Genomic DNA, 13,644 nt, shown 5'->3' with positions numbered 1-13,644 from the left:
CGGAGTCGGGAGAAGTCTGCGGACCCCCGGCAGCGGTGCGCCTTTCGTGGTCGCGGGGAAGTCGGCGTGACCGGCCGGCGTGACCGGCCGGCCCGGGGCGTGTCAGCGACGCCGCTGATCGGCGCGGAGTTCGAAGTCGCCGTAGTTGTTGTCGACCGGGTTGACCGTGACACCGGGGGCGACGATCTCGTCGATGGCGTCGAGCACGTCGGACGACAGCGTGACGTCGGCGGAGGGCAGAAACGCCTCCAGCTGGTCCATGGTGCGCGGTCCGATGATCGCCGAGGTGACACCAGGGTGGTTGATGACGAAGGCGACAGCCAGCTCGATCAGGGTGAGACCCGCTTTCTCCGCCAGGAGCGCGAGCTGTTCGACGGCGTCGAGCTTGCGCTGGTTGGCGGAGGTGCTCATGTCGAAGCGGGCCTGGGGGCGGGCCGCGGAGGCGGGGCCCTCGGTGGCGTTCTTGCGGTAGCGGCCTGACAGCCAGCCGCCGGAGAGCGGGCTGTAGGTCAGGGTGCCCATGCCGTGGCGGCGCACGGTGGGCAGCACGTCCTCCTCGATGCCGCGGACCAGGATCGAGTACGGGGGCTGCTCGGTCACGAACCGTTCCAGGTTCCGCTCGCGCGAGGCCCACTGGGCCTCGACGATCTGGGACCCGGAGTAGGACGAGGAACCGATGTAACGGATCTTGCCCTGGTGGACGAGGTCGGAGAGGGCGCCCAGGGTTTCCGAAACGTCGGTGTCGGGGCTGGGCCGGTGGACCTGGTAGAGGTCGATGTGGTCGGTGTCGAGCCGCCGCAGCGAGTTCTCGACCTCGCGGATGATCCAGCGCCGTGAGCCGCCCCGCTGGTTGGGGTCGTTCTGGTCCATCGGCATGAAGAACTTGGTCGCCAGGAACACGTTCTCGCGCTTGCCCTTGAGGGCCTTGCCGACGATCTCCTCCGAGACACCGGCGGAGTAGACGTCCGCGGTGTCGACGAAGTTGACGCCCGCGTCGAGGGCGCGATGGATGATCCGGATCGAATCGGCCTCGTCCTCGTTGCCCCAGGGGCCGAACATCATCGCTCCCAGGCACAGCGGGCTGACCTGGACGCCGGTGCGGCCGAGCGGTCGGTACTGCATGAAGGGGTTCTCCTCGGGTGTGCTCAGTCGTAGTCAGTCGTTCGCGGTCGGGACGACGGTCCCGGTGCTTGCCCAGCTGGCGAGGAGGCTCAGGGCCTCCCGCGCCGGGGAGTCCGGTTCGGGCGTATAGAAGGTGAGGCGAAGGCCGGGGTCGGCGGGCAGTTCCATCGCCTCGTAGGGCAGGGCGAGATCGCCGACCAGCGGGTGGTGGAGGTTCTTCACTCCGGAACGGTGGAACTTCACGTCGTGGCGGGCCCACCGGCGGGCGAAGTCGCCGCTCTTGGTCGTCAGCTCCCCGATCAGGTCGGTCAGCGCCTTGTCGTGGGGTGTCCGGCCCGTCTCGATGCGCAGGAACGCGACCGCGTCGTCAGCGCCCTTTTCCCAGTCGACCCAGAAGTCCTTGCTCGCGGGGTCCAGGAACAGGAAGCGGGCGCTGTTGACAGGGCCACGCTGGGCGAACAGCGGCGAGTCGAAGAGAGGTGCGTACAGCGCCCGCCCCAGCGTGTTCGCGGCCAGGATGTCGAAGCGCGCGTTGCGCACATACGCCGGCACATCGGCCATCGAGTCCAGCAGGCGCAAGATCGTGGGCCGCACCCGGGACGCGGTCACGGTGGGGCGCCGGCCCGACGGTGTCGCCTCGCGGGCGAGGTCGTAGAGGTGAGTGCGCTCGGCCTCGTCCAGCCGCAGCGCGTGCGCGAGGGATTCCAGTACCGAGTCCGAGGCGCCGGAGAGGCTTCCGCGTTCGAGGCGGACGTAGTAGTCGACGCTCATGCCCGCGAGCAGCGCGACCTCCTCCCGGCGCAGGCCCGCGACCCGCCGGTTGCCGCCGTACACCGGCAGTCCGGCCTGCTCAGGGGTGATCCGGGCACGCCGGGTGCTCAGGAACTCGCGGACCTCGGCGGCCACGCTCTTCTCGCTGTCTGTGTCTGCCATCGTCCAGATCCCTGAAATCGCTCCGTCGCCGTCTGATCGCGCCCCGGTGGGACGGTCCGGCCTCGACCTACGACGGTCGTGCGTTGACCTTCACCGTAGATCCATCCGCGAGGACCTGCGAGGTACTGCCAGTACCTGGAAGACCAGTGACTCCCACCCCTGTGCCCGCGCGGGTTGTCCTGAGAGAACAGAGGACCAGGAGTCCGGCACCGGCCTCCCGCAGCTCCGCTCCGACATGGAGTCCTCCGAGACCGGCCTGTCCTGGATCACCAACGCCTACGTCCTGGTCTTCCCCGGTCTCCACCGGTCACGGAGCCGCCGACATCGCGGCCCGCTCGGGTGCCGCGCTGACCGGGGTCCGCTGTCCTGCTTGTCCTGGCCCTCGCGGCCACCCTCACCCACCCTCATCGTCCCCGCGCGTACCCGCCCGCACGAAAGGTCCCTGTGATGCAGACCCTCACCCTCAACAACGGCGTCGAGATGCCCGCCCTCGGACTCGGGGTCTTCCAGACCCCGCCGGACGAGACCCGGGCCGCCGTCACGGCCGCGCTCGAACTCGGCTACCGCCACATCGACACCGCCGCCGCGTACGGCAACGAACGCGAGGTCGGTCAGGCCATCCACGCCTCCGCCGTGCCCCGCGACGACATCTTCATCGAGACGAAGATCTGGATCAGCGACTACGGCTACGACGAGACCCTGCACGGCTTCGACAAGAGCGCCGCCAAGCTCGGCCTGGACCAGATCGACCTGCTGATCCTGCACCAGGCGCTGCCGTCGGACTTCGACAAGACCCTCGCCGCCTACCGCGCCCTGGAGCGGCTTCTGGCAGACGGCAAGGTTCGGGCGATCGGCGTCAGCAACTTCATGGTCGACCACCTGACCACGCTGCTCGCCACCACCTCCGTCGTCCCGGCCGTCAACCAGCTGGAGATCCACCCGTACTTCCAGCAGCGCCCCGTACTCGACTTCGACGACGAGCACGGCATCCTCAACCAGGCGTGGTCTCCCATCGGCGGCATCACCTTCTACCCCGGATATGGCGAGGAGCGCAGGAGCGTCCTCGCAGACCCGGCCGTCACTGCGATCGCCGAGGTGCGCGGCAAGAGCCCGGCCCAGGTGCTGCTGCGCTGGGGCATCCAGCAGGGCCGCTCGGTGATCCCCAAGTCGACCAAGCGCCACCGCATCGCGGAGAACATCGATGTCTTCGACTTCGCCCTGACCGCGGATGAGTTGAAGTCCCTCGACGCCCTGGAGACCGGCCGGCGCGGCGGCCCCGAGCCTTCGGACGTCACCCTCGCGGCCTACGGCCGCGCCATCCAAGAAGCCTGACATCACCTCGTACCCGCGCGGAGGAATCACCGTGCCCACCACCGTCAACGCGTTCGGCGCCCACGAAGCCGGAAAGCCGCTCGTTCCCGTCACCATCGAGCGCCGCGACATCGGCGCGCACGATGTCAAGCTCGACATCCTGTACTGCGGGATCTGCCATTCCGACATGAACTACGTCGACGGGACGTTCGGCCCGCTGGTGGTCAGCCCGCGCGCGCGATCGCGACGCCCGAGTGGGACTGACGGCATGGGCGCTCATCCCATCCATGCCCTGGCGAGGAGGGAACGAACGCGGCAGCACAGCCCCTGGCCGTGCTGGTGATCGGCGCCACCGGCAGCACCGGACGGCTCGTGGTGGCCGAGGCGATCGCCCGCGGACACACCGTCCGGGCCCTGGCGCGTGACCGCGCGAGGGCGCCCAACTGCTCCCCGCCGACGCCGAGCTTGTCGTCGGTGGTGTCACCCGGCCCGAGACCCTGCCCGAGGCGGTGACCGGCGCCGACGCCATCATGCTCACCCTTGGCTCCTTCGGCACCGGCGCTTCCTCGCCGGAGACGCTGGACTACGCAGGCGTACGCAACATCCTGACCGCCCTGACCGCCCTGACCGCCCTGGACGGCGCGCGGCCTCGCGCGGCGCTGATGACCTCCATCGGGGCCACCACTCGCAGCAACAGCTACGGCCATGCGCTGGAGTGGAAGCGCCGCTCGGAGCGTCTGGTACGGGCCAGTGGCCGCACGTACACCATCGTGCGGCCGGGCTGGTTCGGCATGAACGGACCCACGCAACGCCCACCACGCATCAAGGAGTCAGCATGCCACCGCCCCCAGCCGGACGGACCGGGAGGCTATCTTCCAGGCCCACCACGCCTACTTGGACGCCATGGTCGAAGGAGACACACCGTCACTCGACGACCTGCTCGACGAGGGTCTCACCCTCACCCACATGACGGGATACGTGCAGCCCACAGCCGAGTGGCTGGCCGAGATGAAGGCCGGGCAGTTCGTCTACCACTCCATCGGCGAGGTGGATACGACGCTCGACCTCGACGGCGGCACCGCGCGTCTGACCGTTCGGACCATGACCGACGCGAAGGTGTACGGAAGCCGGGCCGACTGGCGGTTGCTCCCGACCACCGACCCACTGGCCGTCATTCGACGGCCCGCGGCCGTCAACTCGACCGCCTCGGGGCGAACTCCCGTCGTGGCACTGCCTCTTGGGGAGCGTCCGGTGGCAAACCATGCAGCACCCTCAGGATGTGGACTTCCCCCAACGGGACTGCTCAGCGGCCTTCTTGGGAAACTCTGCGGCGACACTCATCACGGCGGGTTCGAAGTCCATGAGCACGAGATGTCCCGCTCCAGCCACGACGCGAAGCCGACGTGCCGTCCGCTGGTCCGGTCGTCGCCGACCAGTATCAGCCCGGGAAATGACGCGAACCCCTCGACCACCGAAACGGCCGTACCGGAACCACGGCCTCGAACCTGACCGTCGCGCAGTCCAGCAGGGGATGCCGCCGGCCGGTGGCCTGCTGCGTCCACGGACGACTGAACGCTTGGTACGGCCAGGCGGCGGGGTCCCACTCACTCGACATCGGGACCGACCGGCCGTGCAACCGAGGCTGGCATGGATCGGTCCGGCCGAGCGGTCATCGGGATCGAGTTCGCAGAGCACGTTCTGGCAGGCGGTCACCCGCGTCGACACGGCTGCGCCGGACGCCGCTGTGGGTCGCGGATGGCCGCCCTTCAAGCGTGGTGCGAGCGCCTCGTCGGTTTCGGCGCCGCCCTCGTGCGCCGCGACGACCCGGCGCCTCCTGCCGGTGCGGGTTACCTCGTGGTGGCCGATTCGGAGGGAATCGCGTTCTGCTTGGACCGAGCGATGGGGAACGTCACCCCGGTGAGGTCTTCGGAGACGGCCCACAGCCGCTGCTGGACGGTGGCCTCGTACGACTCCGGGCTTGAGGTGACCAGCCGGGGATGGCCCATGATCTCGTTGCGTCCGCCGGGACCGTAGTACTGGCCGCCGAGTGCGGCGGGGTCGGTGGCGGCGCGCAGGGTCGGCAGCGCGCCCATCGCCGGTGTCTGGGTGATGAGCGGCGCGAGCCAGGTGAGCGGAAGCCGGAGGGCCGCGGGGGTGTTGCGGGCGAGTTCGGTGCTGGACATGCCGGGGTGCGCGGCCACCGCGACGGTGGTGCCGTGCGTGGCGAGCCGGCGCTGCAGCTCGTACGTGAACATCAGGTTGGCCAGCTTGGACTGACCATAGGCGCCGGCCCGGCTGTACGACCGCTCCCACTGCAGGTCGTCGAAGTGGATCGCGGACCGGATGCGGTGGCCGGTGCTGCTGACCGTCACCACGCGCGAGCCGGGCACCGGCAGCATCAGGTCCAGCAGCAGCCCGGTGAGCGCGAAGTGGCCGAGGTGGTTGGTGCCGAACTGCGTCTCGAAGCCGTCCCGGGTGGTCTGCTTCGGGGTGTACATCACGCCGGCGTTGTTGATCAGCAGGTCGATCCGGCCGAGCCGGGACCGCAGCGCCGCCGCCGCGGTCCTGACGGAGTCGAGCGAGGTCAGGTCCAGCGCCTGCACGGTCACGTCGCCGGTCATGCGGGCCGCGGCCTGCTCGCCCTTCTCGACGTTGCGCACGGCGAGCACCACGGACGCCCCGCGCTCGGCGAGCGCCTTGGCGGTCTCGTACCCCAGTCCGGTGTTGGCCCCGGTCACCACGGCCACCCGCCCGCGCTGGTCCGGAATGTTCGCCGTCGTCCACTTCTCGCCCATGTCAGGCTCCTGATCAATTAACGTACCGAAGGTATCTTGCGTCCATGACGTTAAAGTACTTTCGGTACGTTGTCAACGTACCGCAGGTACCTAAGTTAGGCTGGTGATCGTGACTTTCCAGCGGGCGCGAACCGAAGAGCAGCGGGAGTTCCGCCGGCGGGCGATCCTCGACACGGCGTCGGCGATGCTCGACGAGATGCCTGTGGCCGCGGTCACCCTGAACGAGCTCAGCCGCCGGGTAGGCCTGGCGAAGCCGAACGTGCTGCGCTACTTCGAGTCTCGCGAGGCGGTGCTGCTGGAACTGCTGGACCGCTTCCTGCGGGAGTGGCTGACGGAACTGGCAGGCGAGTTGGCCGCCGGCGTCGACGAAGATCTGCCCATGGCCGAGCGAGCGACAGCGGTGGCCGAGATCCTCAGCCGCTCACTCTCCGGCCGAGCGGTGCTGTGCGACCTCTTCGGCGCACAGGGCGGCGTCCTGGAGCACAACGTCTCCGTCGAGGTCGTAGCACGCTACAAGCGCGCCTCCCTGGACCGCCTGACAACCATGACCGCCCTGATCCAGAAGTACCTGCCGGAGCTGGGCGAGAACGCGACACTGTTCAGCCTGCAGACCATGGTCATGGCCGGCGCGCTGTCGGCGTACAGCACACCCCCACCCAGCCTGCAGGCGGCCTACCGGGCCGAGCCCGACCTGGCCCGCTTCCACCTGGAACTGAAGGACTACTTGAAGCTGGCTCTGACGGCAACCCTCCTGGGCGTGCTGCCCCGCCGCTGACCTGCGGTGCACCGGACAGGCCGGAATCTCTGTCCTTCTCGCGCCCGGACGGCGGAGGGGCCGGGGCGCCCAAGCTCGGGCCGCCGGCCCCGACCGGGCCAGACATACCGGGTGGGTCCGGAACGGCCGTGCCCATCCACCGTGCCGCTGGGGAATCCGGGCCCGGACCGTCAGGTGCGCCGGCGGTCGTTGAGCCGGGCGGCTTGGCGCGTCAGGTGGTCGCGTTCGGCGAGGTTGGGTGCCTTGTGGGCCGCCTCGGCGAACAGCCGTGCCGCCGTCGCCAGGTCGCCGTCGCGCTCGTGGAGGTACGCCGCCACCGCGGTGTGGCGGGGCAGTGAGCCGTCCAGCTCCGCGAGCGCCGCCAGCCCGGTTCGCGGTCCGTCGGCCTCGCCGACGGCCACCGCGCGGTTGAGCCGGACAACCGGGCTGTCGGTCAGGCGCGCGAGCTCGTCGTACCACTCGACGATCTGCACCCAGTCGGTCTCCTCGGCGGTGGGGGCGTCGGCGTGAAGTGCCGCGATGGCGGCCTGGGCCTGGAACTCGCCCAGCCGGTCACGGGAGAGGGCCGCCTGCAGGATGCCGATGCCCTCGGCGATCGACTCCGTGTCCCACCGGCGGCGGTCCTGCTCGGCGAGCGGCACCAGGCTGCCGTCCGGCGCGGTCCGGGCGGCCCGCCGCGCGTGGTGGAGCAGCATGAGGGCGAGCAGCCCCGCCACCTCGGGGTGGTCGATGGCGGCCGCGAGCCGCCGCGTGAGCCGGATGCCCTCGGTGGCGAGGTCGACATCGCCGGAGTAGCCCTCGTTGAAGACCAGATAGAGGACGCGCAGCACGGTGGCGACGTCGCCGGGCCGGTCGAAGCGCACGCCGGAGACGGTGCGCTTCGCCCGGCTGATGCGCTGCGCCATGGTCGCCTCTGGCACCAGGTAGGCCTGGGCGATCTGGCGGGTGGTCAGCCCGCCGACGGCGCGGAGCGTGAGCGCGACCGCGGACGACGGAGTCAGCGAGGGATGGGCGCACAGGAAGTAGAGCTGGAGCGTGTCGTCCACCGCGGATGCGGGGCCCGGCGCCGGCTCCTCGTCGATGAGGTCCTCACGCCGCCGGCGAGCGGCGTCCGCCCGGGTCGCGTCGAGGAACCGGCGCCAGGCCACGGTGACCAGCCAGCCCTTCGGGTCCCGCGGCGGGTCGGCGGGCCAGACGCGGACCGCCTCGACCAGCGCGTCCTGCACGGCGTCCTCGGCCGCCGCGAAGTCGGCTCCGCGGCGGACGAGGATCCCGAGCACGCTCGGCGTGAGGCTCCGGAGCAGGACCTCGTTCACTGCAGGGGTCACTCCGTGATGGTGGGCGGCTCGGTCAGGAACGGGCGCAGTTCCAGCCACTCGTGGATCGGCTCCCCGCCGGCCCCGGGGGCGGCCGACAGGACCCCGGCCAGCTCGACGGCGCGCTCGTAGCTGTCGACGTCGATCACCATCCAGCCGGCGATCACGTCCTTGGTCTCGGCGAATGGGCCGTCGGTGACCGGCGGGCGACCCTCGCCGTCGTAGCGGACGAACGTTCCTCCGGGGGCGAGCGCCTGGCTGTCGACGAACTCGCCGCTCTCTTCGAGCCGGGCCGCGAAATCGTTCATGTACCGCACGTGGGCCGAGATCTCCTCCGGCGTCCACCGGTCCATGGGTACGTCGTTCACCGGGGCCGGCGCGCCGCGGTAGTGCTTGAGCAGCAAGTACTTGGCCATCGTGCTTCTCCTCGGTACTGGTGCGGCCCATTGTGGCCGCGTTCACCGCTGGGACGGAGCCGGCCACCGATTCTCGACATCGCAGGCCGATTTTTTTTGGCTCTCGTGGATGAGCCTGGTCGATGAGTCGGGAACGCCTGGGACCAGAACCGCTTATCGTCCTGGAACCTCAACTGCCGCATCTCGGCCCAGCGGTACATCTCATCTCAGCAGCTCATCCCAGCATCTGGTCTCAGGACCCGGTCTCCCTTTCAAGAAGGGCGCGGAAGGTGCGTGCGGGCCGGCCGGTGAGGCGCTGGACGGTGTCGGTGACGCGGTTCTCGGCCCCCTCGGCAATGGCACGGTCCATGTCGGCCAGCATCGTGGCGAACTCCACGGGTATCCGCGCCGTGAGGTGGTCGCGCATGTGCTCGTGTGACAGACGCCGGTGGACCACGGGCCGGCCGGTGACCTCGGTGGTGATCGCGGCGATGTCGTCGTAGCTGAGCGCCTCCGGCCCGGTGAGGACGAGATCGGTGTTGGGGGCGTGCTCGTCGGTGAGGGCGTGGACGGCGACGGCCGCGATGTCCCCGGCGTCGACGAAACCGACCCGGCCGCTCCCGGTCGCGGTCCGGATGACGCCTTCTTCACGGATGCTCACGGCGTGCGTGTGCGTTCCGGTGAAGTTCTGCATGAACCACGAGGGCCGCAGTACCGCCCACTGTTCGAACAGATCGGGCAGGGCGTCGTGCACCGCTCCCACCGCCGGGCCGCCCTGGGGAATGGCCGAGGAACTGAGAAGCACGGCGCGGTGTACGCCGGCGGTGCGGGCCTGCCGGAGGAACGGCAGCATGACCGGCGCCGGGTCGGAGTCGCCCAGGGGCGGTATGAGGTAGACACGGTCGGCTCCGTCGAGGGCGGCGGCATGGGTGGCGGGGGCGTACCAGTCGAAGAGGACCGGCTCTGTGCCGGAGACCGGGGTGGCATGGCGGCTGGCGGCTTTGACGCGGTGGCCGGCGGCTGTCAGCCGCGCGGCGGTGCGGCTGCCGGTGGTGCCGGTCGCGCCGATGACCAGAGAGGTGCCGGTGGTCGTCATCGGCTGCGCCCGGTGAAGTCGGTGCCGGCTTCGAGCGCGAGGGGGTTCCAGTAGTCGCGGTAGGACGTGAAGCGCCCGTCCTGAACGGTGACGACGGCGATGTAGGTCATGTCGAAGGGGCTGTCGGTCTGTATCACGCGGCCGACGCCGCGCATCTCGACCACGATGGTCTCCGGATCGGTGGTCTGGTGGATCCGCGGGGCCGGGAAGTCGTGCAGATCGATGTGGTCGGGGTAGTGGCGCATGTAGGCGGCGATGGCCTCCTTGCCCTCCAGCCGCTTGGGCGGGCCGTCGGGGGCGAAGGGGAACTCCATGAGGCTGTCCTCGGCCCACAGGCCGACCCAGCCGGGAATGTTCTTGTCCAGTAGCAGCCGCAGGCTGTGGCGGTAAAGATCCGCCGGAGAAGTCGGTGCGGACATGCGTATCCTCCATACATAGAATCCGGACTGCGGGTCCGTTTTGACGATACGGACCCAGGGTCCGCTTTGTAAATGGAGGAGCAGCATGACCGAGCGCAAGCCCCGCAAGGACGCCGCCCGTAACCGGCAAGCCGTCCTCGCGGCAGCTGACGCCCTCTTCGCCCGCTGCGAGAGCCCCGAAGACGTCACCATGGCCGACATCGCGGCAGCGGCCGGCGTCGGCAAGGGCACGCTCTTCCGGGCCTTCGGAGACCGGCCCGGGTTGCTCCGCGCGCTGTACGAGGCGCGGCTCCAGCCGGTCAGAGAGGCCGTCGAGAGCGGCCCGCCGCCTCTGGGCCCCGCCACCCCACCGCAACAGCGCGTACCCGCCCTGCTCGACGCTGTCCTGTGCTTCAAACTCGACAACCGCGGCCTCATGCTGGCCCTGGAGGAGGGCGGGGGCAGCAGCCCGTACCAGGCGGCGCATTACGAGCGATGGCACGGCCTGCTCCACGCCGTACTGGAGCGGATCCCCGGCCTGGCCGACGGCGACTTCACCGCCCACGCCCTGCTCGCCGCCACCCGAGCCGACCTCGTCGAGCATCTGGCCGGAAAGGAGCGCGTGCCGCGCGAAAGAATGCGCGCGCAATTGGCGGACTTCACTGCCAGGGTGCTGGGCTCCGGCCCCCTTCGGGGATGACCGCGGAGGAGTGATCGAGGATCGCGCGGTCCCCTGGGCTGGTAGTACGAGCCGAGGTCGGACCGTTCTCCGGATGCCCGGATGCCCGGATGCCCGGATGCCCGGATGCCCGGATGTCGGGGTGCCCGGATGTCGGGGTGCCGGGGTGCCGGGGTGCCGGGGTGTTGGGATGCCTGGGTGTGTTCCATGCCGTTATTCCGTTGCCTCACACGAACGCACCTGTGATGATCGGCGGATGCTTTCGACTGTTCCCGACGGGCGCGCAGGAATCGACGCGGCGCTGGTGAAGCGGCTCATTGCCACGCAGTTTCCGCGATGGGCGCGTCTGCCGGTCGTCCCGGTGGCGGTGGACGGCTGGGACAACCGTACGTACCGCCTCGGTGAGGACATGACGGTCCGTCTGCCCACCGCCGCCGGCTACGCCTCCGCTGTCGACAAGGAATGTGACTGGCTGCCCCGCCTGGCCCCGTCCCTTCCGGTGGCGGTGCCCACCGTCCTTGCCAAGGGGGCCCCGGGCGAGGGATATCCCCACTCCTGGTCGGTACGCCGCTGGCTGCCCGGCGAGACGGCCTCTCCCGAACGTGTCGGCGACATGTCCCAATTCGCCGCCGATGTGGCCGGTTTCATTCGCGCCCTGCAGCGTTGTGACGCCACCGATGGTCCGCTCGCGGGGGCACACAGCTTCTACCGCGGCGCGTCACCCGCCCACTACGACGACGAGACGCACCGGTGCCTCGCCGCCCTGGGCAGCCGCGTCGACACCGTGCGGGCCACCGAGGTCTGGCAGGCGGCACTCGCCGCCGAGTGGCAGGGGAAGCCGGTCTGGTTCCACGGCGACGTCGGTGGCAACAACCTGCTCGTCGACGGTGGTGAACTGTCGGCCGTCATCGACTTCGGCACCTCGGGCGTCGGCGATCCGGCCTGTGACCTCACCATCGCCTGGACCCTGTTCCGTGACGACAGTCGCGAGGTGTTCCGCCAAGCGGTCGGACAGGACGACGGCACGTGGGCCAGGGCCAGGGGCTGGGCACTGTGGAAGGCCGCGCTGACGGTGGCCGAGTGCCCGGATCCCCGAGACGAACGGGCTGCCATCCATCTCCGTGTGATCGACGCGGTACTGGCCGACCACGAACGGTTCGCGTAGTCGAGCCCGGCAGCGCTGCCGTTCCTGTGGCAGGACGGCAAGGGCGCGCAGCACGCCTGCTCCTCGGCGCGGCATCCTGGCGGGGCAAGGCTGCGCGAACAGGCACTCATGCCCACCGCGTCATCAGGATTTCGGTGGCGTTGTGCGGTGGGGATCGGCGGGGATCGTGAGCAGGACTCGCGCGAGCCAGTCGGTACGGGTTCGGCGGGCCGTGGCCGAGATCCGCGCTCGCGGGTACAGGGCGTCGAATCCGTGGAAGCCGCCTGCCCAGACGTGGAGTTCGGCCTGGCCGCCGGCCGCCCAGAGGCGGCTCGCGTAGTCGGTGTCCTCGTCGCGGAAGACTTCGGCTGAGCCGGTGTCGATGTAGGTGGCCGGCAGGCCCGAGAGGTCGTCGGCCAGGGCGGGGGAGACGTATGCGGGTATCTCGTCGTCGGTGAGGTCGCCGAGGAGGCAGCTCCAGCCGAATTCGTTCATCTCGCGGGTCCAGACACCGGGCCCGTTCGCGTACTGGCCGCTGGACGTGGTGGTGTTGCGGTGGTCGAGCATGGGGCCGATCAGGATTTGGGCGGCGATCGCCGGGGTGCCGAGGTCACGGGCCAGCAGGGCGACCCCGGCCGCGAGGCCGCCGCCCGCGCTGGCGCCCGCGACGATGATCCGGGCGGGGTCGATGCCCAGTTCGGCGGCGTGGCCGGCGATCCAGAGCAGTCCCTGGTAGCAGTCATCGACCGGGACGGTGCCGGTGGCCTCAGGAGCGAGCCGGTAGTCGACGGAGACCACGACGGCGCCGAACTCGTCGAGCCACTCCAGCGGGATGTCGATCTGCGAGAAGCGGTCGCCCATGATCATCCCCCCGCCGTGCATCCAGTAGACACAGGGTGCGGCGGAGGTGCGATCGGCGTGCGCGGGGCTGAAGACCGACAACGGGATCGGGACGCCGTCCGGACTCGGAACGGTGACCTCGCGCCGGTCGATCGCGCGCCCTTCGAGGAGCGGTTCGACGGGCATCGAGGAGAAGGGGCGCACCTGCGCCAGCGTTTCGCGGCTGAGCCGGGACATCAGCGGCATGTCGGCCATGAGTTCGCGCAGTTCGGGGTCGAGGGCGGGGCGTGCCGTGGTCATGGTCGTCGCCTTTCGTGGGTGGTGGCGGACGGTGGGGCGGGAAGAGGGCCGCCTCGGTGGGCACCGAGGCCGCGTGAGCCGGGGTGTGGGGTCTTCGGCGGGTCAGAAGGCGGCTTTGCCGCGGACCGGGACGTAGTCGGTATACGCGGAGTCCTTGGCGAGCAGCGGGCCGATCCGCGCCACGATGGCCTGGGCGGTCTCGCCGGCGAAGACGCGGTGATGGTCCTCCTCGCTCGTCCAGCCTTCGGTGACGTGGACGATGTCGGGGTCCGACGCGGAGCGGGAGACGAGGTAGACGAGGCAGTGCTCGCTCGCGCCGGGGCTGCCCTCGTTCAGTCCGGTCAGCAGCAGGTCGACGAGCTGGTCTCCCATGGCCGGCCTGGCGGTCAGGGTGGCGTTGAAGCCGTAGTTGACGTTCATGGATGCCCTCTTCTTCGTTGATGGAGTGCGGTGATTCCATTCAACGTGCGTGACCTGCGGAAACGTTAGAACGATGCTCGTGTGTACGTGCACGATCCTCGCGGCTTCGGGAGCCACCGT

The 13,644-nt window shown here is 69.9% G+C and carries 16 protein-coding genes and 1 pseudogene; 8 read left to right on the top strand and 9 right to left on the bottom strand.

Annotation, left to right across the window (positions count from 1 at the left end; translation table 11 throughout):
- Positions 1–102: 102 nt before the first annotated feature.
- Together ACZ7LS_RS12050 and ACZ7LS_RS12045 are read right to left on the bottom strand one after the other, a co-directional pair.
- The gene (locus ACZ7LS_RS12050; RefSeq protein ID WP_385129488.1) at positions 103–1,122 is read right to left on the bottom strand and encodes an aldo/keto reductase; all 1,020 of its coding nucleotides are present in this window, start codon (positions 1,120–1,122) and stop codon (positions 103–105) included.
- Between the two features lie 33 nt (positions 1,123–1,155).
- A complete protein-coding gene (locus ACZ7LS_RS12045; RefSeq protein ID WP_382877254.1) occupies positions 1,156–2,055 on the bottom strand; it encodes a helix-turn-helix transcriptional regulator in 900 nt (299 codons plus the stop codon).
- 447 nt (positions 2,056–2,502) lie between these two features.
- Between ACZ7LS_RS12045 and ACZ7LS_RS12040 the strand changes: the two genes are divergently transcribed.
- The 5 genes and pseudogenes from ACZ7LS_RS12040 to ACZ7LS_RS12020 all read left to right on the top strand — a co-directional run bounded on the left by ACZ7LS_RS12040 (position 2,503) and on the right by ACZ7LS_RS12020 (position 4,875).
- Complete coding sequence (locus ACZ7LS_RS12040) at positions 2,503–3,387, top strand: aldo/keto reductase (protein ID WP_385129486.1); 885 nt, start codon at positions 2,503–2,505, stop codon at positions 3,385–3,387.
- A gap of 31 nt (positions 3,388–3,418) precedes the next feature.
- The gene (locus tag ACZ7LS_RS12035) at positions 3,419–3,709 is read left to right on the top strand and encodes a hypothetical protein (protein WP_385129484.1); all 291 of its coding nucleotides are present in this window, start codon (positions 3,419–3,421) and stop codon (positions 3,707–3,709) included.
- Positions 3,700–3,879 (top strand): NAD(P)H-binding protein, encoded by a 180-nt coding sequence (locus ACZ7LS_RS12030; RefSeq protein WP_385129482.1) that lies wholly within the window; start codon positions 3,700–3,702, stop codon positions 3,877–3,879. Before ACZ7LS_RS12035 ends, ACZ7LS_RS12030 begins: the two co-directional genes overlap by 10 nt.
- Positions 3,810–4,163 (top strand): annotated as a pseudogene (locus tag ACZ7LS_RS12025) (NAD(P)H-binding protein); the annotation flags it as partial. The gene ACZ7LS_RS12030 and the pseudogene ACZ7LS_RS12025, both read left to right, overlap by 70 nt.
- 73 nt (positions 4,164–4,236) lie before the next feature.
- Positions 4,237–4,875, top strand: a complete 639-nt coding sequence (locus ACZ7LS_RS12020; RefSeq protein ID WP_385129844.1) for a nuclear transport factor 2 family protein — start codon at positions 4,237–4,239, stop codon at positions 4,873–4,875.
- Positions 4,876–5,213: 338 nt separating this feature from the next.
- Here ACZ7LS_RS12020 and ACZ7LS_RS12015 read toward each other — a convergent pair whose 3' ends face one another.
- Positions 5,214–6,161, bottom strand: a complete 948-nt coding sequence (locus tag ACZ7LS_RS12015) for an SDR family NAD(P)-dependent oxidoreductase (RefSeq protein WP_385129479.1) — start codon at positions 6,159–6,161, stop codon at positions 5,214–5,216.
- Positions 6,162–6,270: 109 nt separating this feature from the next.
- Between ACZ7LS_RS12015 and ACZ7LS_RS12010 the strand changes: the two genes are divergently transcribed.
- Positions 6,271–6,936 (top strand): TetR/AcrR family transcriptional regulator, encoded by a 666-nt coding sequence (locus ACZ7LS_RS12010; RefSeq protein ID WP_382519459.1) that lies wholly within the window; start codon positions 6,271–6,273, stop codon positions 6,934–6,936.
- A 170-nt stretch (positions 6,937–7,106) separates the two neighbouring features.
- Here the strand turns inward: ACZ7LS_RS12010 and ACZ7LS_RS12005 are convergent, their stop codons facing one another.
- The 4 genes from ACZ7LS_RS12005 to ACZ7LS_RS11990 form a co-directional block, all read right to left on the bottom strand.
- Positions 7,107–8,252: an RNA polymerase sigma factor gene (locus ACZ7LS_RS12005; RefSeq protein WP_385129842.1), complete on the bottom strand. Its 1,146-nt coding sequence runs from the start codon at positions 8,250–8,252 to the stop codon at positions 7,107–7,109.
- An 8-nt stretch (positions 8,253–8,260) separates the two neighbouring features.
- Positions 8,261–8,668, bottom strand: a complete 408-nt coding sequence (locus ACZ7LS_RS12000; protein ID WP_382519378.1) for a YciI family protein — start codon at positions 8,666–8,668, stop codon at positions 8,261–8,263.
- Between the two features lie 232 nt (positions 8,669–8,900).
- On the bottom strand, positions 8,901–9,743 hold the full coding sequence (locus ACZ7LS_RS11995; protein WP_385129477.1) for an NmrA family NAD(P)-binding protein: 843 nt from the start codon (positions 9,741–9,743) through the stop codon (positions 8,901–8,903).
- On the bottom strand, positions 9,740–10,162 hold the full coding sequence (locus ACZ7LS_RS11990) for a nuclear transport factor 2 family protein (RefSeq protein ID WP_385129475.1): 423 nt from the start codon (positions 10,160–10,162) through the stop codon (positions 9,740–9,742). Before ACZ7LS_RS11990 ends, ACZ7LS_RS11995 begins: the two co-directional genes overlap by 4 nt.
- An 85-nt stretch (positions 10,163–10,247) precedes the next feature.
- On the opposite strand from ACZ7LS_RS11990, the gene ACZ7LS_RS11985 reads away from it, so the two are divergent.
- Positions 10,248–10,841 carry a TetR/AcrR family transcriptional regulator gene (locus ACZ7LS_RS11985; protein WP_382880251.1) on the top strand — a complete coding sequence of 198 codons (594 nt, stop codon included), beginning with the start codon at positions 10,248–10,250 and terminating at the stop codon, positions 10,839–10,841.
- A gap of 235 nt (positions 10,842–11,076) precedes the next feature.
- Positions 11,077–11,985 carry an aminoglycoside phosphotransferase family protein gene (locus tag ACZ7LS_RS11980; protein WP_385129472.1) on the top strand — a complete coding sequence of 303 codons (909 nt, stop codon included), beginning with the start codon at positions 11,077–11,079 and terminating at the stop codon, positions 11,983–11,985.
- A 123-nt stretch (positions 11,986–12,108) separates the two neighbouring features.
- On the opposite strand, the gene ACZ7LS_RS11975 is transcribed toward ACZ7LS_RS11980, so the two are convergent.
- Both ACZ7LS_RS11975 and ACZ7LS_RS11970 read right to left on the bottom strand, forming a co-directional pair.
- Entirely contained in the window at positions 12,109–13,104 is a 996-nt protein-coding gene (locus tag ACZ7LS_RS11975; RefSeq protein ID WP_385129470.1) for an alpha/beta hydrolase, read from the bottom strand.
- Between the two features lie 102 nt (positions 13,105–13,206).
- Positions 13,207–13,524, bottom strand: a complete 318-nt coding sequence (locus ACZ7LS_RS11970; RefSeq protein WP_382878583.1) for a putative quinol monooxygenase — start codon at positions 13,522–13,524, stop codon at positions 13,207–13,209.
- Positions 13,525–13,644 lie beyond the last annotated feature (120 nt).

It is taken from the genome of Streptomyces sp. NPDC039430 (genome assembly GCF_055639435.1).
Note: the sequence above shows the minus strand (reverse complement) of the source record. Positions and strands in the feature narration are given on the sequence as shown.